Consider the following 20,207-nt stretch of genomic DNA (forward strand, 5'->3'; position numbering starts at 1 on the left):
AGGAATAATTCAAGGTATGACGCTATAAGATTGCTTCTACCGACCTCTTATGCCTCCTCCTCACCCACCGATATTCCAAACACATCTCTACCGCAATCTCCTCAAACCGCTGCCCCAGCAGATACCGCCTGCGCAAAATCTCATGATCCCGCTCATCGGCAACCTGATCGAGGGCAGCGACAACCTCCCGCCGCACAGCCTCGCAGATGTTGATCTGTGCCTGAAGCTCGGCTTGGGCGGCCACGATGCACTCCACCGCGCGGGGTAGGGTCTGGCCGTCGCTGGCCGCGCCCGGCATCCCGGTCAGGGCAGCGGTCACGCTGGCGGCACGGGTCTTCTGCTCCTGCAGTTCCTCTTTCAGTTCGCGTTCGCGCCGCAGCGCGTCCCGGTACCGCCACAGCCAGCGGCGCTTCTCCTCGTAGGTCGGCGCCGGTGTCGGCTGGCTCATACCGGGAATCGGGCAATATCCCACACTCACAACTCCCTCACCTCCATATAAATGCCGGGCGTGTCGGCCCAGAACTTTTCGGCTACCTCGCTGCACACCTGGGCATCATCGCGCCAGAAATGCAGGCGGGTCATTTCGTCCTTTAGGACCTTTTCCAGGTTGTCGGTGTCCGGCTTCGAGGTTTTCCAGCTGCCGTTCGGGCGTCCCTCGGCCGGGAACAGCCATTTTACCACCAGCTGCACCGCGCCGGTCATGGGCTGTGCAGGGGCATAAGGTGCCAGGGCTGCATGCAGCTTGGCGCGGGCGGCTTTCAACTCGGGGGTGTCATGCAGCACAGCGCAGGGCTTGCCGCCCTTCATGTAGGCATGCAGCTGTTTATCGTGATGCGTCACCGTGGGCGGGCGCATCGGCATAAAAAAATTCATAGCGTTTTCTCCTTTTCAATTTTTTGCGCACGTGTTGGGGTGGGTCTCCCGGAGGGATGGGGCGCTTTACGGCCCCATCCTCTGGGATACCCCAACACACGGACGGATTTGTCTATATATATAAGGCTATTTTCCGTCCGAAATCCGTAGGAAATGCCGCTATTTTCCGAAATACGGAAAATGGGACGGAGGAAAAATAGCGGCTATTTTCCGAGAAATCAACCCCGGCTGCCCGGTTCTTTCAGCCCGACATTGGCCCCATCTACCCAGAAACCGCCATCCGCTTTTAAGCGACGGCGCACAGTGTCCGGCTTCAGGTCCATGTATTCGGCCAACGCGTAGACCGTTACAGCGCCATCCATGGTGCAGGCTTCAAAGGCAGTGCGCAGCTCGGCACTTTTGTTTTTGCTGACTTTTTCCTTATCGCCCCAACGGCGGGCTGCACCCCGGCTGCCCATTGCTTTGTAATCAATGTCCGGCTGCAAATCTTCCAGCAGGCCGGTGTCCAGCTTGTGGATGGGATAGTCGAACCACAGGTTGACCGGCTCAAACCGGGCAAATTCGCGCAGGGTGCCTTCGATGCGCCAGGCGGTCATGCTGTCGGCGCGTTTTTTGCGTTCGGCAATGGCAGCATCCAGCGCCCGCAGGTCAGCCAGGCCCAGATGCTCTTTGGCGATCTCCAGCATCCGGCTGCGGCTGCAGGCATCGTCCTGGCTGTAGGCATTGGCGTGGCCGTGGGCGTCCAACAGTTCCCGGCAAGCAGCGCAGGCGGCCTTGTTGTGCAGCTGTTCGCGGATGGCATCGGTCGGGGTCAGCTCAGTCATGTCCAGCATGGCGTCGGGGTCACGGGCGAACACGCCGGAACCGGACGCGCGGTCCATCGACTTTTTGCCGCCCTGCAAGCCCTTGGAATGGTGGTGGCAGTAGATGACGGCACAATCCAGCTCCCGGCAGACCAGGTCGAACTGGTTGCAGAACTTGGCCATCTGATCAGCGCTGTTCTCGTCGCCGGTGATGACTTTGTAGATGGGGTCCAGCACCACAGCCAGATACCCCTTTTTGGCCGCCCGGCGGATCAGCCGCGGGGCAAGCTTGTCCATAGGCACCGAGGCACCGCGCAGGTTCCACACGTCGATGCTGCCCACGTGATCGGGCGGATACCCCAGGGCATCGTACACATCCTTGAAACGGTGCAGACAGGATGCCCGGTCCAGCTCCAGGTTGATGTACAGCACCTTGCCCTGGGCGCAGTTGAACCGACCCAGCCAGGGCTTGCCCTCGGCAATGCAGATGCACAGCTCGATCAGGGCGAAACTTTTGCCCGCCTTGCTGGGTCCGGCCAGCAGCAGTTTGTGGCCTTTGCGCAGTACATTCTCAATCAACGGGTCGGCCAGCGGCGGCAGCGCGCCCCAGACATCGGCCATGCACTCGGTATCCGGCAGGTCATCGGTGCAGGCCTCCACCCAGTCGCGCCACTCCTCCCAGCAGGCTTTGCCCAGGTTCGTTGCCAGCAGGTACTGCTTTTTGCCGCCGCGCACAATGCCCGGCATGCGGGACAGGCGGCTGGGGTTGCGGTTCTGCTGGTCCAGCGTCAGGCCGTTTTTCTGGCAGACGGTGTACAGGTAGTCGACCCGCTTGCGGTACTCGGCATAATCGGGCGCACCCACCCGCACGATGGCATGCAGGCTTTTGCCGCCGCTGTAGACCAGCGCCGCGCAGGGTAGCTCCAATTGGCGGATGATAGCCTGCTGCTTTTCCAGCTCCATGTTGTCGCACTCCACCAGCGCGTAGCGGTAGTCGGTCACGTTGTCGTTGCTGCGGCCGCTGCCGTCCACGGGGTTAAAGCAGATCCAGGCCCCCGCTTCAGGGCTGCAATCCCCCACCACGGCGTGGATGTCATGGTAGTGGCGCAGCTCTTCGATCAGCTGCCCGGCGGTGCGGTCCCAGCAGCCTTTGGTGGGGGCATAGCGGTCATCCCGCAGATAGCTTTCGGTCACGTAGGCCACGTGCTCCTCCGGCTCAAACAGGGCTTGTAGGTAGCGCACCAGCTGGTCGGCGGGGTCCCATTCGGCGGGGATGGCCAGTTCCTGCATGTCCAGCCAGTGGGGGTCCACGACCCGCCCCTCGGTCTTGGCGGCAGGGGCATCGATGACGTCGTTCCAGTCCAGGGCATGCCCGGCGGGGCCGCCCCAGCCGTGGTCGCGGGCCAGTTTAAAGATGCTGTTCTCGGTAACGGGGTTGGGATTGCCGCGGAAGCTGCCCCATTTGCGGGCACATTCGCCCCGGTGGTATCGGCCACCATCGCGGGCACTCCACTGCTCCCAGCTCGTTACCGGGTACCCGGCTTGCTTTAGCCCCATGCCCACGATGGTCCATTCCTCGTAGGTCAGGGTGCCGGGGTCCAAAAAATCCAATGCTTCTAAAAGGTCTTGGTTTTCCATACTTGTCCTTTACGGCGTATAGGTTTTGGGGTCGATACCGCGGGGTGCACTGCGCCATCCGGCAGCAGCGATGCGGTCGATCATGCTTTTGGCAGCGTCAAAGCTCCAGGTGCCCACGTGGGTGAAGCCGTACCGCTCCAGGCAGCGGATCTGCTTGGGCGTCGTCAGGCCTTCGTTCCGGCGCTTGGCCAGGCGGTCCAGCAGCAGCCCGGCCTTGCCGGCGCTGTCCACACCGTCTGGCTGGATGCCCAGCTTTTCCAGGGCGGTCAGCTGCTCGGTGGTGGGCGGGCTGCTCTCCCAGCCAAAGGCGGGCACGTAGCCGGTCAGGTCCTCGGCCTGGATGCTCATTTCGTATTGCAGCGGGTCCACCAGCCGGGCACGCTTACGGCGCTGCTCGGCCAACTGCTTGGCAAGGGATTCCTCCCGCTGGGCCACAACGTCCTCACCGGCCTGCTTAGCGGCATCCTCGATATCCTCAGGGCAGCCGGCAGCGGCCAGGTTGTCGCTCATCTGCTTGGCAACGGCGGCATCCTCGCAGATCAGGTCGGCCGGGCGGCACAGCTCGTGGCGGTCGGTCAGCCACAAAAAATCGAGCAGCAGTAAATCTTTCTTGCCGGGGGACAGCCGCGTGCCGCGGCCCACCATCTGGCTGTAGAGGCTGCGCACCTTGGTGGGCCGCAGCACGACGACACAGTCCACGCTGGGGCAGTCCCAGCCTTCGGTCAGCAGCATCGAGTTGCAGAGCACGTTGTACTTCCCTGCTTCAAAATCCGCCAGCACCTCGGCGCGGTCGGTGCTCTGGCCGTTGACCTCGGCAGCACGGAATCCATGGTCGTTCAGAATATCCCGGAATTTTTGGCTTGTCTTGATGAGCGGCAGAAACACGACGGTCTTGCGGTCGGGGCAGTGCTTCTCCATCTCGGCGGCGATCTGGTCAAGGTAGGGGTCCAACGCCCCGCCCAGTTCGCCCACGGCATAGTCGCCGCCGCTCATGCCGACGGTCGAAATGTCCAGCTTGAGCGGGAGGGTCTGCGCTAGAATGCGGCACAAAAATCCATCCCGGATGGCTTCGGTCAGCTTGTACTCATACGCCAGGCTGCCGAACACCTCGCCCAGGTTGCGCATGTCGCCGCGGTCCGGCGTGGCGGTTACGCCCAGCACATCCGCCTCGGGGAACCAATCCAGTACACGGCGGTAGCCGTCAGTGATGGCGTGGTGCGCTTCGTCGATGACGATGGTGCCAAAGTAGTCATGCGGGAACTGCTCTAACCGCTGCGGCCGCTGCAAACTCTGTACACTGCCGACCACCACGCGGTACCAGCTGCCCAGGCAGCTGCTCTCGGCTTTTTCCACAGCGCTGGCCAGGCCCGTGCTGCGGCGGATCTTGTCGGCGGCCTGGCCTAGCAGCTCCCCGCGGTGGGCTAAAATAAGTACCCGCCGCCCAGCGCGGACGGCATCCTCCACAACGGCGGCAAACACGATGGTCTTGCCGGTGCCCGTAGGCAAAACAAGCAGGGTGCGCTGCACCCCGCTGTTCCATTGCGTATGGATGGCCTGCCGCGCCGCTTCCTGATAAGGGCGCAGCTCCATTTAAAACGCCCCCTGTGCCCAGGGCTGCTGCGGGGCGGCGGTCGGCTCCGGCGGCGGCAGGAAACGGGTGATCTCGTTGGCCTGGCCGGTCTGCCCGGCGTTGGGGCCGCTTTGCTTGGTGTACTCCCGCACACCCACGTGGGCTAGACCCTGCGCACCGACCAGGTCATCCCAGCGCGGGCGCAGCGGTTCGCCGTGCTTGCGCTGGCCGATGCTCTCAAAGAAGGCGCAAAGCAACCCCTCGCAACGGGAATGCAGATACAGGCGGTGGGCCACGCTGGTCTCGCCCTTGTCGCCGCCATGGATGCGGATGGTCAGCTTGGCCATCGCGCAGGGCGGCAGTTTGGCACCGCCCTCGTAGCGGGCGCGCTCAAAGGCGGTTACGGTGAACAGGTAGTCCCCCTCGGGCAGCAGCACAAAGTCGGGACTGTCGTTTTTGATCTCATCATCCCAACCAAAGGCGCGGTCGCTCACAGCAACAGTTTCGTAAGACATAAAGATTTCTCCTTTCAAAATCAAAACGGAATGTCAGAATTTTCGTTGATGAACTCAAACCATTTGCTCCAGGCGGCCACTAAGCTGCCAGCCACGAATTGCGGGTCGTAGTTGGCAATGGGCGTGTCCTCGGGGTAGCATCCGCGCTGGTATACGGCGTGACGCAGCTCGGCCGAATTGACAAAGTCGTTCACCATCAAGGTGCGCAATTTTTCAGGCACCTGTTCGGCAATCAGCTCTTTTTCCAGCGTTTCGCGGGCGGTATCCTGCACACACTGTACCTGGGAGTTTGCGGTCTCCTGTGGCGGTGGCGCGGGTTGTTGTACAGGTGCCGGTGCGGACTTGGGCTGCTGCACTGGGGGAGGCATCTGGGCTGTTGCAGGCGCAGCCGGGGTGCTGCCCGCTTCGATACAGGCAGCAATGCTGGCGTACTCAAAGGGCACTTCCTCCGGCAGGCCAAAGCGGTTCTTGGCATCCCAGCAGGCGTGGTGGGCGGTGTACAGCACCCGGCGGGCACCGCTGGCCTTGTTCTTGGCGTTCTGGCCGCTGCCGGATTTCTCCACGATGGTCCTGTAGTTGGCGAACAGCAGCATGTCGCACCATTCCCGCAACAGCGGGGCTACCTGCTTGCTGGTTTTCATCGTCCAGCGGTCGTAGTTGCCCACAGCGTCGGGCTGCTCAAACTTGGTGATGGCAGCGTGGGCCAGCACCACCACATGGCGGCCGGTGCCCAGAACTTCCTCCAGGGCATCCAGCAGGCGGCTGAACTCCTCCTTTAAATAGGTGTAACCCTTGCCGTAACCGAAATCCTCGATGCCCTTGACCTTAGCCTTGGCACAGACCGCCTCGGTGCAAAGGCGCTCGGCCCAGTCGGCGGTGTCGATGACCAGCGTCTTGCAGGGCACGTTCCCCTTGCGCACTTCCTCCACCTCGTCCAGCAGCATGGCCCAGCTGGTGGGCGCGGGCAGGCGGGCAACGTTCAGCCGTTTGGTGCCGCCCTCGGTATCGATGAACACCGGCTGCGGGAACTTGGCGGCAAAACTGCTTTTGCCGATGCCCTCCGGCCCGTACAGCACGGTTTTGACCGGCGTGTTCTGGATGCCGGTGGTGATCGTGTACTTACTCATTTAAAAGGCTCCTTTCTTCCAGGCGGGGGTGTCTGCGGGAGCTTGTAACACCGTGTCACAAGCTGCGGTATCCTCTTTGACCCGCCCATCCTCGATGATGATCTGGCACTCGCCGCCGGTCGAGACCCGCGTGGCGATGGCCTGCAAACCCTCGGCTTCCAGCCAGCGGCCAAACTCGGCCAGCGTGGCAAGGTCCATCTGTTCCAGCTTGTCCAGCAGCACAAAGCCGCAGTTGGGGTTCAGGCGGCGCACAATGGCGGTGGCTACGCGCAGCTGGTCGCTGCCGCTCATGTCCCGCCAGCGTTTCCCGTGGTAGGTCAGGCAGCCATCCTCGACCCCCAGGCCCGGCAGCGGCAGATCGGCACCGTCCAGCAGGGCCGTGCGCTTGCGGCGGGCCTCGTTGATCTGGTCGGTCAGATTGCTATATTGAGCGGCCATCTCGGCGGCATCATCCTCGGCGCGGGCCTTGTCCAGGTTGGCACGCACCTTGCGGTTGGTGTCCTCCACGTTGCGGATGCTCTCCTCCAGTGCGGCGGTGGATTCGTCTCGCAGCTCGGCCACGGTCTTGGTGGAGCTTTCCTCGGCCACCACGGCGGCATCATAGCTGGCTTGCAGCTCCCGGCGCTGGGCTTGCAGGGCTTCGATGCGCTCATCCAGCCGCTGCAGTTCGTCCGCATAGCGGTGTTTTGCGTGGGTCACTTCGGCCAGGCGGTCGCGCTGGCGCTGGTTCTCGGCGTTGCGCAGTAAAATTTCCTGCTGCTGTTGGATAAGCTCCAGCGCGCTGACCGGCTCGGCGGGGGCCTCGGGGTAACTCAACATTTCTTCGGCGTAGGATTTTTTCTGCTGGGCGATCTGCCCAACGGCCGTGCGCTTGTCGTACAGAGCCTTGATGCGCTGGTCGAGCACGGCCAGCTGCTCCCCCACCCCGATGATCTTCAGCAGGGTGTCGGCCTTGTCGCGGTCGCTGGCATCCATAAAGCGGGGCAGGTCCAGCGCCAATACCTCGACGAACTCGTTCAACAGCTGCTGGCCGGCGCGGCGACCGGTGGGGTCGGTGACGGTCAGGGTGCTGTTTTTGCCACGGCGCTCCACCACAATGCCGTTGGACAGGGTCACTTTCAGGTGAGGCGGTGTGATGGCTCCGTCCCGGGCAGCGGCGGCCGGGCGGAATTTATCGCCGCCCAGCGCCCATGCCAGGGCATCCAACACACTGGTCTTGCCCTGGTTGTTGTTGCCGCCGACCAGCGTCAGCCCCGTGGGGGCAGGCGTGATCTCCACGGCCTTGATGCGTTTTACGTTTTCCGCTTCCAATGCGGTAATGGTTACAGACATTTTATCGCCTCCGTCTGGATTTCGGTCAAGGTGTTGTTCAGTTGGTTGATGGCCCCGGCGCGGGTGTCCGCCGGCAGCTTTTGCAGCTGCGGCTTTACCGACTTCCAGGCGTTTTGCATGCTGCGCCCGACCAGCAAAAGGCTGTCGTAGGCGTTGCGCAGGTCATCCTCGGTGGTATCCGCAGCCGGGCGGGCTTTCAGGGCATCCAGTTCTTCCCGCAGGGGCGCGGTCAGGTCAGCGGCCAGCTTGTGGGCGCGGCGGTCGATCTCCTCCTCATCCACCACGGCCTCTACGGGCTGCGCCTTGGCGGCTTCGACCTCTTTTTGCCATTTGTCGGCCCGCATCTTGGCAGCCTCGGCCACCTGACGGGCACCGTCCAGTTGGCGCTCGGCCTCGGCTTTCTCGCTGCACAGTTTTTTGTTCTGCTCGTGCAAACCGTTGACATCGGCCAGGGCGGCATCGCGGGCGTGCTCGGCAGCCTGGGCGGCGTTGAGGGCGCTTACCCGATCAGCGCGCAGCTGCTGATTTTCTTTCAGCAGTTCCTGGTACTGCTTGTGGGTGGTAATGTCGCCATCCTTGACGGCTTGCACCAGGTTGGCGGGGGCACTGGGCTTGGCGGCAGCGTATAATAAAGATGGAGAGAGCGAATCAAGGATTTTCTGCTGCTCGGGGCTGCTGTTATCAAACAGAGTGGTAACTTGCAGCAGACGGTAAGCTGCGGACTTACTGACACCGATACTCTCGCACCAACGGCGGAAGGTGTCCTCACTGTATTGATTGCTGCGCTTGTCCCAATTTGGGACAAGCGCTTCATGTGCAATCGCCACACCGTCTGCCATGCGATGCAGTCCAATTTCCGCCAGGCGTTTGCCTGCTGCGTACTCTCGTTCTGCAAGGTGCAGGTCATTAACCGTCTGTTCATCCAGCCCACTGTAGTCAAACTCGGCGGGCGCGGTCGGTGCTGCCGGGGTCAGGATTGTTTCACTCATGGCAGGCCTCCGCAAATTTCATGCCCAGCACAAAGCCGCGGGCTTCTTTTCGGAAACTGTCCAGCAGGGTCAGCGTGTCGGCATCCAGCAGGCCGGTCGTCTTAAAGCAGGTGATGAAATCCTCCAGGTCTATCAGCCCCTGCTCGTACTTGGCGGATGGCTTTTTCTTGTGGCTTTCTACTTTATTTTCCATAGCGGTTCCTTTCGCGTTCATTCGTTTGTAAATGGCATAGGTGCGGCCTTTGGTCAGCCCCATGATGGCGGCCGCCTCGGTGGCGGTCAGGCCGCTGTTCATCAGGGCGTACAGACGCTGCGCTTCCTCGGGGTGGGCTTCCTCCCAGGGGATACGCCCCCAGCGCTTTCCGTTGGGCTGGGTGTGCTGCCGGTAGCGGGCGGGGATCTCTTCCTCGGTCAGGCCCAGCGCGTCGATCACATCCTGCGAGGTGCAGGCATGCAGCTGGGCCACCAGCGTCAGATCGTGGCTGCGGTCCCAGTCGGTCCGCAGCATATCTGCCTCGGCCAGTTTGGGCTTACTCACGGGTCAGCCTCCAGGATTTGCTGAATGTGGCGGCGGGCACCATCATCGGCAGCGTCGCGCAGCGCCCCAATCTGGCTCAGCCGGTCAGGCGTGTCAGAGTCCAGTACCTGGCAGACGGCGGTATAAAAATCCAGAAACCGGCCGGGGGTGCTGTTCTCAAACTGGAAACGGATATAGCCGGGCGTCATCATACCTGCACCTCCACATCCGCCCAGCGGCGGCAAAGTTCATCGGCCAGGTCGGCGGGCAGGTCGGTCATGCGGTTGTTTCGCCAGCCTACGATGCACAGCCGCCCGTAATACCAGCGGTCGATGTAGTGCCGGTTGGGCATAGCCTGGTGCGCCTGGTGGGTGTAGACCAGTGCCGCAAACACGCTGCCAAAGCGGTAGATCTGTACTTCCCCACCCAGGAAGGCGTTCAGCCCCTGGGCGGTGTTGGGCAGCTTGCGGATCTCCGGCGCGCAGCCGGGGTCAATCAAAATGCCGCGCATAAGGCCACCTCCATCTCGCACAGGGTAAACCATGCGCCGCAGACCCAGTTTAGGGCGTCGACGGCGCCGATCAGCGTCAGCACGGCTGACACCGGGGCGGTGGGCAGGGACGCCAGCGCGGCCAGCCCCAGCAGGGCCAGCATCACCGCGCAGGTCTTGCAAAAAACCTTGCCAAAACGCACGGCATGCAGTAAAATATGATTGTGGATTTGTGCAAGTTCACATCTCTGGCCGTTCGAGTGTTCCAGCACTCGGGCGGCCACTTTGTTTTGGTACACGATTAGTCCTCCTTCATTGTCAGTGATCCTACAAGATAAATTGCGGTCATTACCAGATCAAGCTGCCGGTCGTGAAACCAAAAGGCTATCTGGTACACGATGCCCATAATCAGCAAAGACAGGCGGATACTTTGTCTGCTCATGTGTTTTGTGTGATTTCCTCCTTTCTAAGTTCAACAGATTTGTCTTGCTAATGCGGTAGCGGGGATACGTTTGCCGTGATCGCCGCCGATCCAGCCGGTGAATTGCTGGCAGACCTTGCGTCTGCCTCGGGTGTCATCGGGGCCGTAAACGATGCGGGCCGCCTCGGCTACTGTGACCAACTCCCCCGCAGCCTGGCTGCGGATGCGCTCTAACGCATCCCGGTAGCCGTCTTTTTCTCGTGCCATAGGGGTTCCTCCTTGTCGAATTTTGCCGGTCCGGACAATGGGACAGGCAAGGTGGTATAATGGGGTCAGGCTTCAGGAGAGACAAGTCGTTTGAAAGCCTCGTTGAACTCGGTCTCTGCTTTTTTGGGCGAATAATGCCCATTCAAGACCTGGGAAACGTACTTGGGATTCTTGCCCATCTCGGCTGCCAGCTGCTTTGCAGTGACACCCGCATTGTGCATTTTCCCAACAAGTTCGCCCGTCCATTGTGCAGGCATACAAATCTAACCTCCTTTTTCATAAAAACTTGACTTTGGTTAGAATTTGCGGTAAGATAAAAGCGCCAACAAATATCAGCGCAAAAATCTTTCCAAAGCCAACAGACCGTGGGGGCTTTCTGTGCCTTACCAAATTCAATCTGTGTCACTATAATATCTGAATTTGGTTAGAAAGTCAAGTACAAATTCTGAATTTGGTTAGTTTTAGCGCTCTGCACAAAAAGGAGCGTCGGAAATTGTGTTTTATGACGTATATGTCGCACTTTGCAAAAACAAGGGCATAAGTCTTAGCCGGGCAGCAGACGAAATCGGGCTGAGTAATTCAACGGTAACTAAGTGGAAAAAGACAGGGGCCACACCTTCTGGCGAAACTCTCGCGAAGGTGGCGGCATATTTCGGGGTGTCCGTGGATGATCTGATCGGCGAAGTTCAGCCGGAAACCGAAATGAAAGACCAACTGATTGCCTTTTATGGTAAGGTGAAAAATCACCTGACCGAGGATGACATCGACGACATCATGGCATCGATGCGCGTTAAGGCAGAGCGAAACAAACGAAAAGGAACTGGTGTTTAAGCAGATGAACACGTCTGTCGGTGCAATATATAATGACCTGCAGGGCCTTGGGGTGGATGTGGCCGAGCTGAAACTGAAAGCCAACACTGCCATCGCCTTTATGGATAACTTTCTGGTCATCGACCGTTCGCGCTGCAAGACGGCTGCCAAAGAGCGCACTGTGCTGGCCCACGAGGCCGGGCACTATCTGAGCGGGGCATTCTACCTGGCGTATAGCCCCTACGAGATCAAGGAGCAGGTCGAGAACAAAGCCTTTGCGGCATCGGTCGAGAAATACCTGCCAGTGGATGATTTGCGTCATGCCATGGCCTGCGGATTTACCGAGCCTTGGCAGCTGGCCGAATACTTCAACCTGGATGAGGATTATATAAAAGAAGCCCTGCACTACTGGACAGAGTGCAGGGGCGTGGACTTTAATTCGTAAAGAGGAATATTGCTTTATGCCGAAATGTGTTCGATGCAACAGGTGGGGGCCATTTTTAAAGCTGAACAGTGGATTGTGTGATAAATGCATAGCAGAAACAGAAAGCCGTGCGTCTACATTGATAATGATGGCACAGTCTTATGCGGATAAAATAAACAATGCAACGACACCATCTGAATTTTTTTCGTGTTATAGTTTACTTGTTGAAGATTTGGAAGAACTTTCTGACCTTGAAAAGTATGTGTCGTTTAGTGGAACACTGCCCAGTGTTACGCTTAGAGAAATTTCAGAAGAGGAACGGTACACATCGCTTGCTCTGGATATGATGAATAGAGCAACAGAAAAAAACAAGCGCGATGTTTTTTTACTTGAGCATCAGTTGGATATATATAAAGAAAAAATGCCATTAAAACTTTGGAACAGATTAGAAAACGAGCTTAAAAAGAGAAAAAGCAATGTTGTAAAATCTGTGCAAAGTGATCCGGCTTTAATTCAGGCGATGGATCTTTGCGTAAGCCAGGGGTGGTGTAGCACCGCCTTTTTACAGCGAAACATGAAAATTGGCTATGCAGCATCAGCGGAATATCTTGACAAAATGGAAGAGAATGGATGGGTTGAACCGTGGAGCGCTACAAATAAAGGAATAAGGAAACTGCTTGTGTCTGAAATTGATTGGAAGATTATTCGAAATTCGTACAGAGAAAAAGCAGCTCCAGATACAGTCCCCCTCGCTATGGACGGACATCAATTTGAACATTACTGCGCAGATCTACTTTTAAAAAATGGATTTTCTAAGGCAGAAGTCACTCAGGCCAGCGGTGACTATGGAATTGACGTGCTGGCAGAAAAAGACGATGTCACCTATGGCATCCAGTGCAAATACTATACCGATAAAGTCGGCAACCATGCCGTACAAGAGGCCTTATCTGGAGCACAGTATTATCACTGCATGGTTGCAGTTGTGATGACGAACAGCGACTTTACTCCTGCTGCCGTTGAAACAGCCAGGAAAACAAATGTGCTGCTTTGGAATGGTAAAAAGATAGAGGAAATGGCCAATAAATGAAAAAACGCCCCACGGCGGCAACCGTGGAGCGTTTTGATAGATCAGCTTGCCCACATGGTGGTACAGCACGACCCAGCAATCGTATTGTACCACCTTCAGGCAGGCTTGTCAAAGTGTACCCTGAAGGAGGTTATTTTTATGGGAAAAACCAAGCAGCGGCCCGGAGGGCTGGTGGAGCGGACCCGCACCTACGATGGCAAGCGGGTGCATTTTTACGGTAGACGGGTGGCCGAGGTCAACGCCAAGATCGCTGCCTACGAGGAAGAGCGCCGCCGGCTGGAGATGGTCGGCCCGTTGTTCGAGAACGTCGCGCCGGAATGGTGGGAGCAGTACCAGCAACAGGTAAAAAACGGCACCACCCGTGCCTACCAGGGCGGCTACAACAATGCGATGCAAGAGTTCACCGGCTACCACATGAAGGAAATCACCCCGTCGGTAGTGGATAACTGGAGCCGCAAATTCAAAAGCCGGGGCATGGCAGGCGGCACGGCCCGCAACGCCCGCAGCGTGTTGAGCCTGATCTTCAAATACTGGTGTATCCGGGATGACCAGGTGTACAACCCCGTGCCGATGACTTCCCTGCCCCGCGGCATGAAGAAAACCGAGCGAGAACCGCCTACGCCTGCCCAGTTGGCCGCCGTCAAGGCCCACCCGGAGGGCTTCGGTTTGTGCGCGTGGCTGTTTGTGTTCACGGGCTGCCGTCTGGGCGAGGTGTTGGCGCTGCAATGGCGGGATATTGACTGGGAGGCAGGCCGCATCTGTGTGTCTAAGTCGGTCACCTGGATCCATAACCAGCCGGCAGTGCAGACGCCCAAAACGAAAAACGCGGTGCGCACCATCCCGCTGCTCTCTCCCCTGCGCGCTCTGCTGGAACCACTGTGCGGCCAGCCAGAGGAATATATCCTAGGCGGTGAGCGACCCCTGTCCGGCACCAGCTATCAGCGGCGATGGACCTACTACTGCAAGGGCATTGGTCTGGCGCACTACAAGATTGTCACGCGCAAAAACCGACACAAAGGCAAAGAGTACACCACCAACGTCAAGGTCTGGGAGGCAGATGTCACGGCGCACCAGTTCCGCCACGAGTTCGCGTCTATCCTGTATGAGGCAAATGTGGGCGAGCTGGAGGCGCAGAAATTGCTGGGTCATTCCGACATTACGACCACCCGGCGGATCTACACCCACATCCGGGAGCGCCAGTTGGAAAACGCCGCCGCGCAGATCGAGAACTACATCCTGACAACCTGAAAATAGGCAAAAGCGGCGGAGAAATCTGCCGCTTTTTGTGCGACGTTTTTACGACAAAATGGAAAAATAAGGGGCTATACGACGTTTTACGACGCGCAAATGTACACCTTACAGCAACACAAATCCATTCGCAACAAATAAAAAATCACGCATCATCGAAAAACAAACGATAATGCGTGATTGAATAAGGTATGCGACCAACAGGACTTGAACCTGCACGTCTTGGACACTGGACCCTAAAACCAGCGCGTCTGCCAATTCCGCCATGGTCGCAAGGCAACTATTAGTGTAGCAACTTTGGCGGGGTTTGTCAATGGCGGGACGGTAAATTGCGGACGGTTCAGGTTTTTTCGCAGGCGGCCAGGTAGGCGGCGGGGCCGCTTTCGTACAAATCGCCGCCGTGGGCGTCCAGCAAAACGGTCAGGGGCATATCCTGTACGGTCAGCTTGCGCACGGCCTCGCAGCCGAGGTCCGGCCAGGCGATGATCTCGCAGCTTTGCACGCTGCCGGACATCAACGCTCCTGCACCGCCGATGGCGGCAAGGTAGACGGCACCGTTTCTGACAACGGCATCCTTGACGGCTTGGCTGCGCTTGCCCTTGCCGATCATACAGGCAAGACCCAAGTCCAGCAAACGCGGGGTGTAGGCGTCCATGCGGCCCGATGTGGTGGGACCGGCGGCACCGATGGCGCAGCCCGGACGCTCCGGGGTGGGACCTACATAGTACACGGCGGCACCCTCTAACGCAAAGGGCAGGGCCTCGCCCTTGTCCAGCAGCTCTGCCATACGGGCATGGGCGGCATCGCGGGCGGTGTACACAACGCCGGAAAGCAGAACGGTGTCCCCTGCCTTCAGCGGCGCAAGCGCCTGTTTGGTAAGCGGGGTATGTAAAATATGCTGCATACGTTCCTCCTTGCCCTTACAGGCGGCAGACCGCGCGGCGGGTCACATGGCAGCTGATGTTGACGGCTACGGGCAGGCACGCCACATGGGTGGGGCGCTGCTCAATGGCAACGCCCAGGCAGGTGGTGGCACCGCCAAAGCCCTGCGGGCCGAAGCCGGTGGCGTTGATAGCGTCCAACAGCTGCTTTTCCAGTGCGGCATAGTAGGGGTCGGCGTTGGGGGCATCCAGCGGGCGCAGCAGTGCCTTTTTGGCAAGGGCGGCGCAGTGGTCAAAGCTGCCGCCGATGCCGATGCCCAGCACGATCGGCGGGCAGGGGTTGGCACCCGCCTGTTTTACGGTGTCCAGCACAAAGTCAATGACCCCCTGCACCCCGTCGGCGGGCTTGAGCATCGCCATGCGGCTCATATTCTCGCTGCCGGCACCCTTGGGGGCTACCGTAATTTGGCAGCCGTCGCCGGGCACGAGATGTACGGTCAAAAAGGCAGGGGTGTTGTCCCCCGTGTTGACGCGCTGCAAAGGGTCGGCGGTGATGGATTTGCGCAGGTAGGCTTTTTCATAGCCGCGGCGCACACCCTCGTTGACGGCATCGGTCAGATCGCCGTTGATATGTACGTCCTGCCCCAACTCCACAAAAACACAGGCCATACCGGTGTCCTGGCAGATGGGCAGTTCTTTTTGCGCGGCAACGCAGAGATTCTGCTGCAAAAGCCCCAGCGTCTGCTTTGCCAAGGGCCACGGCTCGGCAGCCTCGGCGGCGTCCAGTGCGGCTTTTACGTCCTTGGGCAGGGTGGTGTTTGCCTCAATGCAAAGCGCTTCGACCGCATCGGTGATGCGGGCAGCGTCCAGCTCCCGAATGTTGCTCATACGCGGGCGACCCCACTCTTACGGGCAGCCTCGGCGACGGCGGCGGCAACGGTGTCCGCTACGCGGGAGTCAAACGCCTTGGGCAGAATGTTTTCCTCGCTCAGCTCGTCGTCGGCGATCAGACCCGCAATGGCGTTCGCGGCAGCCATCTTCATGGCGGGGTTGATGTCGCGGGCGCGCACCGACAAGGCACCCTTGAAGATGCCGGGGAACGCCAGCACGTTGTTGACCTGATTCGGGAAGTCCGAACGACCGGTGCCGATCACGCGCACACCGGCGGCCTTGGCAAGGTCGGGCATAATTTCGGGGGTGGGGTTCGCCATGGCAAAGACAATGGCGTCCTTGGCCATCGTGGCGGCCAGTTCGGGGGTCAGTGCCCCGGCGATGGAGGTGCCGATAAAGATATCCGCGCCGCGGATGGCCTCGGCCAGACCGCCGGTCAGCTTGTCGGGGTTGGTTTCCTCCGCCAGCTTTGCCTTGTGGCCTTCCAGCCCGGCGGCGCGACCGGGAACAAGAATACCGTGCTCGTCCACGGCAATGATGTGCTTGGCACCGGCGACCTGCAGCATATGGATGATGGCGGTACCGGCGGCACCAGGACCGTTCTGCACGATCTTGACGTCCTCAATGCGCTTGCCGACGACCTTCAGCGCGTTCAGCACACCGGCCAGCACAATGATGGCCGTGCCGTGCTGGTCGTCGTGGAACACGGGGATATCCAGATCGCGCTCCAGCTCGGCTTCGATCTCAAAGCATTCGGGGCTGCGGATATCCTCCAGATTGATGCCGCCGAAGGTGGGGGCGATCGCCTTGACAGCGGCAATGACCTCCTCCTTGGTTTTGGCGTTCAGGCAGATGGGAAAGGCGTCCACACCGGCAAATTCCTTGAACAGGACGCACTTGCCCTCCATGACAGGCAGACCTGCCTCGGGGCCGATGTTGCCCAGACCCAGCACAGCGGTGCCGTTGGTGACAACGGCGACCGTGCGGCCCTTCATGGTGTAGGTGTAGACATCGTCGGGGTTGGCCTTGATCTTGCGGCAGGGCTCGGCAACGCCGGGGGTGTAGGCGGTGGACAGGGCGTCGCGGTCTTTGCAGGCAACCAGGCTTTGAACGGCAATTTTACCGGGGAATCGGCTGTGCAGTTCCAGGGCGGCTTTGTTGTAATCCATGGCAATATACCTCTCTTTTCAGTCTTTGGCGGGGACGTTGTGGGATGTGTAGTCCGGCTCCAAGCGGATGACGCAGAAATGATCCGGCCATTTGTCCTGCACGGCGGTGCGCAGGGCGGCTGCCAATTTGGCACCGCGGCGCTGCTTGTCGTGCAGATACTCGGCGGGGACGGCACAGTCAAAAATAACGTTGGTGTGGGTTTTTCCGGGTACGGTGCGCAGGTCGTGGATGTCCGCCTCGGGGTCAAGACGTTTGATTTCTTCTTTTAAGAAGGCTTTCAGCTCGGCAACGTGCGCGTCGCCCGTGACAATGGGGTCATAGTGGATGGTCACGACCAGACCGTCCTGTGCGAGCATATCGCGCTCAATGTTGTCGATGATGTCATGGCTGCGCATCACATCGGCGTTGGCGTCCATCTCGACATGAAAGCTGACCAGGCAGTTGCCGGGACCGTAGTCGTGGATCATCAAATCATGGATGCCCAGCACGCCGGGGTAACTCAGCGCCTTTTCCTCAATGTGGGCGACCAAGGCGGGGTCGGGCGCTGCGCCCAGCAGCGGGTTGATGGTATCCCGCACAAGCGTTGCGCCGCTGTACAGAATAAACCCGGCAACGCCCAGACCCATCACGCCGTCAATGCGGTTGAACTTGGTAAAGTAAGTCAGCACCGAGGCGACCAGCACGGCGGCGGTGGTGATGACATCGTTGCGGGCATCGGCGGCGGTCGCCATCAGGGTTTCCGAGTCGATGCGCCCGCCGATGGTGCGGTTCAGACGTGCCATCCAGAGCTTGACGAGAATGGAGGCAATCAGCACCAGCACCATGGTAACGCTGAAGGAAACCTCGGTGGGATGCAGAACCTTCTCAAAGCTGCTTTTCAGCAGCTCAATGCCGATGACAAGAATCATCACGGATACGGCAAGCCCGGCCAGATACTCATACCGTGCGTGGCCGTAAGGATGCTCGGAGTCGGCGGGACGCGCCCCCAGCCGGAAGCCGACAAGGCTGACCAGATTGGAGCTTGCATCCGAAAGGTTGTTCAGGCCGTCTGCCGTGATGGCAACACTGCCCGAAAGCACGCCGACAGCGGTTTTGCCGGCAAACAGCAGCAGGTTGCAGATAACGCTGACAAGGCAGGCTAAATTGCCGTAGGCGGTGCGCACCTTGCGGTCTGTGTGCTTTTCGTGGTCTTTAATAAAGGCGCGGATCAAAAGTTCGATCAAAGAAGAACACCAACTTTTCTTACAAGGGCGGCACGGTGCTGCCCAAATTTCTAAAAACGGCGGACTTGTGTAAAGTCCGCCGTGATATTTATATAGGGGAAATTTTAGTCGCGGACGATGCAGGCATCGCGCTCGGGACCGACAGAGATGTATTTGATCTTGCAGCCGACCAGCTCTTCCAGACGGGTAACATAGTTGCGGGCAGCAGCGGGCAGGTCCTCAAACTTGCGCACGCCGGAAATGTCGCAATGCCAGCCGGGCAGCATTTCCACAACAGGCTGGGCATCGTCCAAAGTCTTGCCGGTGGGGAAACGGTCGGTGGTGGTGCCGTCGGTCAGCTTGTAGGCGGTGACGACGGGGACTTCCTCCATGTAATCCAGAACATCCAGCAGGGTCAGAGCCAGCTCATCGCAGCCCTGGCACTGTACGCCGTAGCGGCTGGCAACGGCGTCAAAGGGACCGACACGGCGGGGACGGCCGGTGGCGGCGCCGTACTCGTGACCATGCTCACGCAGAACGTCCTTGTCGGCTTCGGTCATAGCCAGCTCGGTGGTGAAGGGACCCTCGCCCACGCAGGAGGAGTAAGCCTTCATAATGCCGATGGACAGGGTCAGCTTGCGACCGGGAATGCCGGCACCGATGGGTGCATAGGCAGAGATGGTGTTGGAGGAGGAGGTGTAGGGGTAGATGCCAAAGTCGATGTCACGCAGCGCACCCAGCTGAGCCTCGAACATGATCTTCTTGCCGGCATCGTCTGCCTCGGCAAGGAACTGCCCTACGTCGCAGACATACGGGGCAAACAGCTTGGCGTAGCGCTCGCACCATGCCCACATTTCGTCCACGCTGACGGGCTGCTGACCGTAGATGTTGACCATGGTCAGGTTCTTGGACTCGACGATGGTTTCCAGACGCTTGCGCACGCCTGCGTCCATATGGACAAGGTCGCCCATACGCAGGGTCTTTTTCATAAACTTATCGCCGTAGCTGTAGGCGATGCCGCGCTTGGTGGAGCCGAACTGGGCGCCGGTCTTGGACAGGCGCTCCTCCTCCAGACCGTCCTGTGCAACATGGAACGGCATGGTGATGGTGGCACGGTCGGAAATTTTCAGGTTTTTGGGGCTGATTTCAATGCCCTTCTCGGTCAGAGCGGCGATCTCTTTTTCGAGATGCTCAGGGTCGATGACCATGCCGCCGCCCATAACGCAGACGACGTCCGGGCGCAGAATGCCGGAGGGGATCAGGTTCAGCACAAATTTGCCGCGTTCGTTCTTGACGGTGTGACCGGCGTTGTCGCCGCCCTGATAGCGGGCAACAATGTCATAATCCTGGCTGAGCAGGTCGACCATACGACCCTTGCCCTCGTCACCCCAGTTGATACCGGTGATTGCAGTAAGCATACGTTTTTACCTCTTTCGTAAAATCATAGGCAATTCAGCCTTCTCCGGAAAATCCGGGATCCGCCGCCGTCTTTCATTATAACACAGGCTGCGGCGGATTTCCACTGGTTTTCAAGATTTATTCAAGATTCTTTTTCCTTTGCCTCTTTGGCAAGGCGGACATACTCCTTATAAGGTATCTTTGCCCCGTCCTGCGTCTGCACATAGGTGGAATCCAGCCGCTGGCGCAGCCCTGTGCGGAATTCGGCAAGATAGGCTTTGTGCAGGGTCTCGCGCTCGGCGGCTTCCGCCTCGGTCAGACCCTCGGTTTTGGCTTTGCGCGCCAGTGCGTTGATGCGTTCAATCATGGATGCGTCCATAGAAACTTCCTCCTTTAGGGAATGAACTAAGGCAACACCACACAATTCCCGCCTTACGGCTTAAGCACCGCTCCGACGGCTGCGGCACGGCATCTGCGTTACCAAAATGCTCGATAATACACAAAGTATTATTTGCGCTTTTGGCTTAGCAGCTGCCGCACCTCGCTCGCCGTAT

Annotated in this window: 25 protein-coding genes and 1 tRNA gene; 4 read left to right on the plus strand and 22 right to left on the minus strand. The window is 59.2% G+C overall.

Features of this window, described 5'->3' with window-relative positions; all coding sequences use genetic code 11:
* Positions 1-22: 22 nt before the first annotated feature.
* The 15 genes from Q0I19_RS01475 to Q0I19_RS01545 all read right to left on the minus strand — a co-directional run bounded on the left by Q0I19_RS01475 (position 23) and on the right by Q0I19_RS01545 (position 10,799).
* Positions 23-478, minus strand: coding sequence for a hypothetical protein (locus Q0I19_RS01475; protein WP_294758654.1), 456 nt, complete (start codon positions 476-478; stop codon positions 23-25).
* Entirely contained in the window at positions 475-873 is a 399-nt protein-coding gene (locus tag Q0I19_RS01480; protein ID WP_294758653.1) for a RusA family crossover junction endodeoxyribonuclease, read from the minus strand. Before Q0I19_RS01480 ends, Q0I19_RS01475 begins: the two co-directional genes overlap by 4 nt.
* Positions 874-1,091: 218 nt before the next feature.
* Positions 1,092-3,314 carry an AAA family ATPase gene (locus Q0I19_RS01485; protein ID WP_294758651.1) on the minus strand — a complete coding sequence of 741 codons (2,223 nt, stop codon included), beginning with the start codon at positions 3,312-3,314 and terminating at the stop codon, positions 1,092-1,094.
* A gap of 9 nt (positions 3,315-3,323) precedes the next feature.
* On the minus strand, positions 3,324-4,904 hold the full coding sequence (locus Q0I19_RS01490; RefSeq protein ID WP_294758649.1) for a DEAD/DEAH box helicase: 1,581 nt from the start codon (positions 4,902-4,904) through the stop codon (positions 3,324-3,326).
* On the minus strand, positions 4,905-5,399 hold the full coding sequence (locus tag Q0I19_RS01495) for a DUF669 domain-containing protein (protein WP_294758647.1): 495 nt from the start codon (positions 5,397-5,399) through the stop codon (positions 4,905-4,907).
* Positions 5,400-5,419: 20 nt separating this feature from the next.
* On the minus strand, positions 5,420-6,526 hold the full coding sequence (locus Q0I19_RS01500) for an ATP-binding protein (protein ID WP_294758645.1): 1,107 nt from the start codon (positions 6,524-6,526) through the stop codon (positions 5,420-5,422).
* Positions 6,527-7,858 (minus strand): AAA family ATPase, encoded by a 1,332-nt coding sequence (locus tag Q0I19_RS01505; protein WP_294758643.1) that lies wholly within the window; start codon positions 7,856-7,858, stop codon positions 6,527-6,529.
* On the minus strand, positions 7,849-8,847 hold the full coding sequence (locus tag Q0I19_RS01510) for a hypothetical protein (RefSeq protein WP_294758641.1): 999 nt from the start codon (positions 8,845-8,847) through the stop codon (positions 7,849-7,851). The genes Q0I19_RS01505 and Q0I19_RS01510 overlap by 10 nt, the downstream gene beginning before the upstream one ends.
* Positions 8,840-9,385 carry a hypothetical protein gene (locus Q0I19_RS01515; protein ID WP_294758639.1) on the minus strand — a complete coding sequence of 182 codons (546 nt, stop codon included), beginning with the start codon at positions 9,383-9,385 and terminating at the stop codon, positions 8,840-8,842. The genes Q0I19_RS01510 and Q0I19_RS01515 overlap by 8 nt, the downstream gene beginning before the upstream one ends.
* Positions 9,382-9,576 (minus strand): hypothetical protein, encoded by a 195-nt coding sequence (locus Q0I19_RS01520; RefSeq protein ID WP_294758637.1) that lies wholly within the window; start codon positions 9,574-9,576, stop codon positions 9,382-9,384. The genes Q0I19_RS01515 and Q0I19_RS01520 overlap by 4 nt, the downstream gene beginning before the upstream one ends.
* Entirely contained in the window at positions 9,573-9,875 is a 303-nt protein-coding gene (locus tag Q0I19_RS01525; protein WP_294758636.1) for a hypothetical protein, read from the minus strand. The genes Q0I19_RS01520 and Q0I19_RS01525 overlap by 4 nt, the downstream gene beginning before the upstream one ends.
* The gene (locus Q0I19_RS01530) at positions 9,860-10,153 is read right to left on the minus strand and encodes a hypothetical protein (RefSeq protein WP_294758634.1); all 294 of its coding nucleotides are present in this window, start codon (positions 10,151-10,153) and stop codon (positions 9,860-9,862) included. Before Q0I19_RS01530 ends, Q0I19_RS01525 begins: the two co-directional genes overlap by 16 nt.
* A gap of 2 nt (positions 10,154-10,155) precedes the next feature.
* Positions 10,156-10,296 (minus strand): hypothetical protein, encoded by a 141-nt coding sequence (locus Q0I19_RS01535; RefSeq protein WP_294758632.1) that lies wholly within the window; start codon positions 10,294-10,296, stop codon positions 10,156-10,158.
* Positions 10,297-10,326: 30 nt separating this feature from the next.
* Positions 10,327-10,542, minus strand: a complete 216-nt coding sequence (locus tag Q0I19_RS01540; protein ID WP_294758630.1) for a hypothetical protein — start codon at positions 10,540-10,542, stop codon at positions 10,327-10,329.
* 65 nt (positions 10,543-10,607) lie between these two features.
* Positions 10,608-10,799 carry a helix-turn-helix transcriptional regulator gene (locus tag Q0I19_RS01545; RefSeq protein WP_294758628.1) on the minus strand — a complete coding sequence of 64 codons (192 nt, stop codon included), beginning with the start codon at positions 10,797-10,799 and terminating at the stop codon, positions 10,608-10,610.
* Positions 10,800-11,037: 238 nt separating this feature from the next.
* Between Q0I19_RS01545 and Q0I19_RS01550 the strand changes: the two genes are divergently transcribed.
* From Q0I19_RS01550 to Q0I19_RS01565, 4 genes are all read left to right on the plus strand, one after another.
* Positions 11,038-11,373 carry a helix-turn-helix transcriptional regulator gene (locus tag Q0I19_RS01550; RefSeq protein ID WP_294758626.1) on the plus strand — a complete coding sequence of 112 codons (336 nt, stop codon included), beginning with the start codon at positions 11,038-11,040 and terminating at the stop codon, positions 11,371-11,373.
* 4 nt (positions 11,374-11,377) lie between these two features.
* Positions 11,378-11,797, plus strand: a complete 420-nt coding sequence (locus tag Q0I19_RS01555; RefSeq protein ID WP_294758624.1) for a hypothetical protein — start codon at positions 11,378-11,380, stop codon at positions 11,795-11,797.
* Between the two features lie 16 nt (positions 11,798-11,813).
* Entirely contained in the window at positions 11,814-12,863 is a 1,050-nt protein-coding gene (locus Q0I19_RS01560; protein WP_294758622.1) for a restriction endonuclease, read from the plus strand.
* A 138-nt stretch (positions 12,864-13,001) separates the two neighbouring features.
* Entirely contained in the window at positions 13,002-14,111 is a 1,110-nt protein-coding gene (locus Q0I19_RS01565) for a site-specific integrase (protein ID WP_294758620.1), read from the plus strand.
* A 192-nt stretch (positions 14,112-14,303) separates the two neighbouring features.
* Here the strand turns inward: Q0I19_RS01565 and Q0I19_RS01570 are convergent.
* The 7 genes from Q0I19_RS01570 to Q0I19_RS01600 form a co-directional block, all read right to left on the minus strand.
* Positions 14,304-14,384, minus strand: a tRNA-Leu gene (locus Q0I19_RS01570).
* A 67-nt stretch (positions 14,385-14,451) separates the two neighbouring features.
* Positions 14,452-15,015: a Fe-S-containing hydro-lyase gene (locus Q0I19_RS01575; protein ID WP_294758618.1), complete on the minus strand. Its 564-nt coding sequence runs from the start codon at positions 15,013-15,015 to the stop codon at positions 14,452-14,454.
* Between the two features lie 16 nt (positions 15,016-15,031).
* Entirely contained in the window at positions 15,032-15,871 is an 840-nt protein-coding gene (locus Q0I19_RS01580; RefSeq protein WP_294758695.1) for a fumarate hydratase, read from the minus strand.
* A gap of 5 nt (positions 15,872-15,876) precedes the next feature.
* Positions 15,877-17,052, minus strand: a complete 1,176-nt coding sequence (locus Q0I19_RS01585; RefSeq protein WP_294758616.1) for a malic enzyme-like NAD(P)-binding protein — start codon at positions 17,050-17,052, stop codon at positions 15,877-15,879.
* A gap of 18 nt (positions 17,053-17,070) precedes the next feature.
* Entirely contained in the window at positions 17,071-18,276 is a 1,206-nt protein-coding gene (locus Q0I19_RS01590) for a cation diffusion facilitator family transporter (protein ID WP_294758614.1), read from the minus strand.
* A 104-nt stretch (positions 18,277-18,380) separates the two neighbouring features.
* Complete coding sequence (locus tag Q0I19_RS01595; protein ID WP_294758612.1) at positions 18,381-19,673, minus strand: adenylosuccinate synthase; 1,293 nt, start codon at positions 19,671-19,673, stop codon at positions 18,381-18,383.
* Between the two features lie 122 nt (positions 19,674-19,795).
* Positions 19,796-20,032 (minus strand): DUF896 domain-containing protein, encoded by a 237-nt coding sequence (locus Q0I19_RS01600; RefSeq protein WP_294758610.1) that lies wholly within the window; start codon positions 20,030-20,032, stop codon positions 19,796-19,798.
* Between the last annotated feature and the right edge of the window lie 175 nt (positions 20,033-20,207).

The organism is uncultured Gemmiger sp. (genome assembly GCF_934561205.1).
In the GTDB taxonomy this organism is placed as follows: domain Bacteria; phylum Bacillota; class Clostridia; order Oscillospirales; family Ruminococcaceae; genus Gemmiger.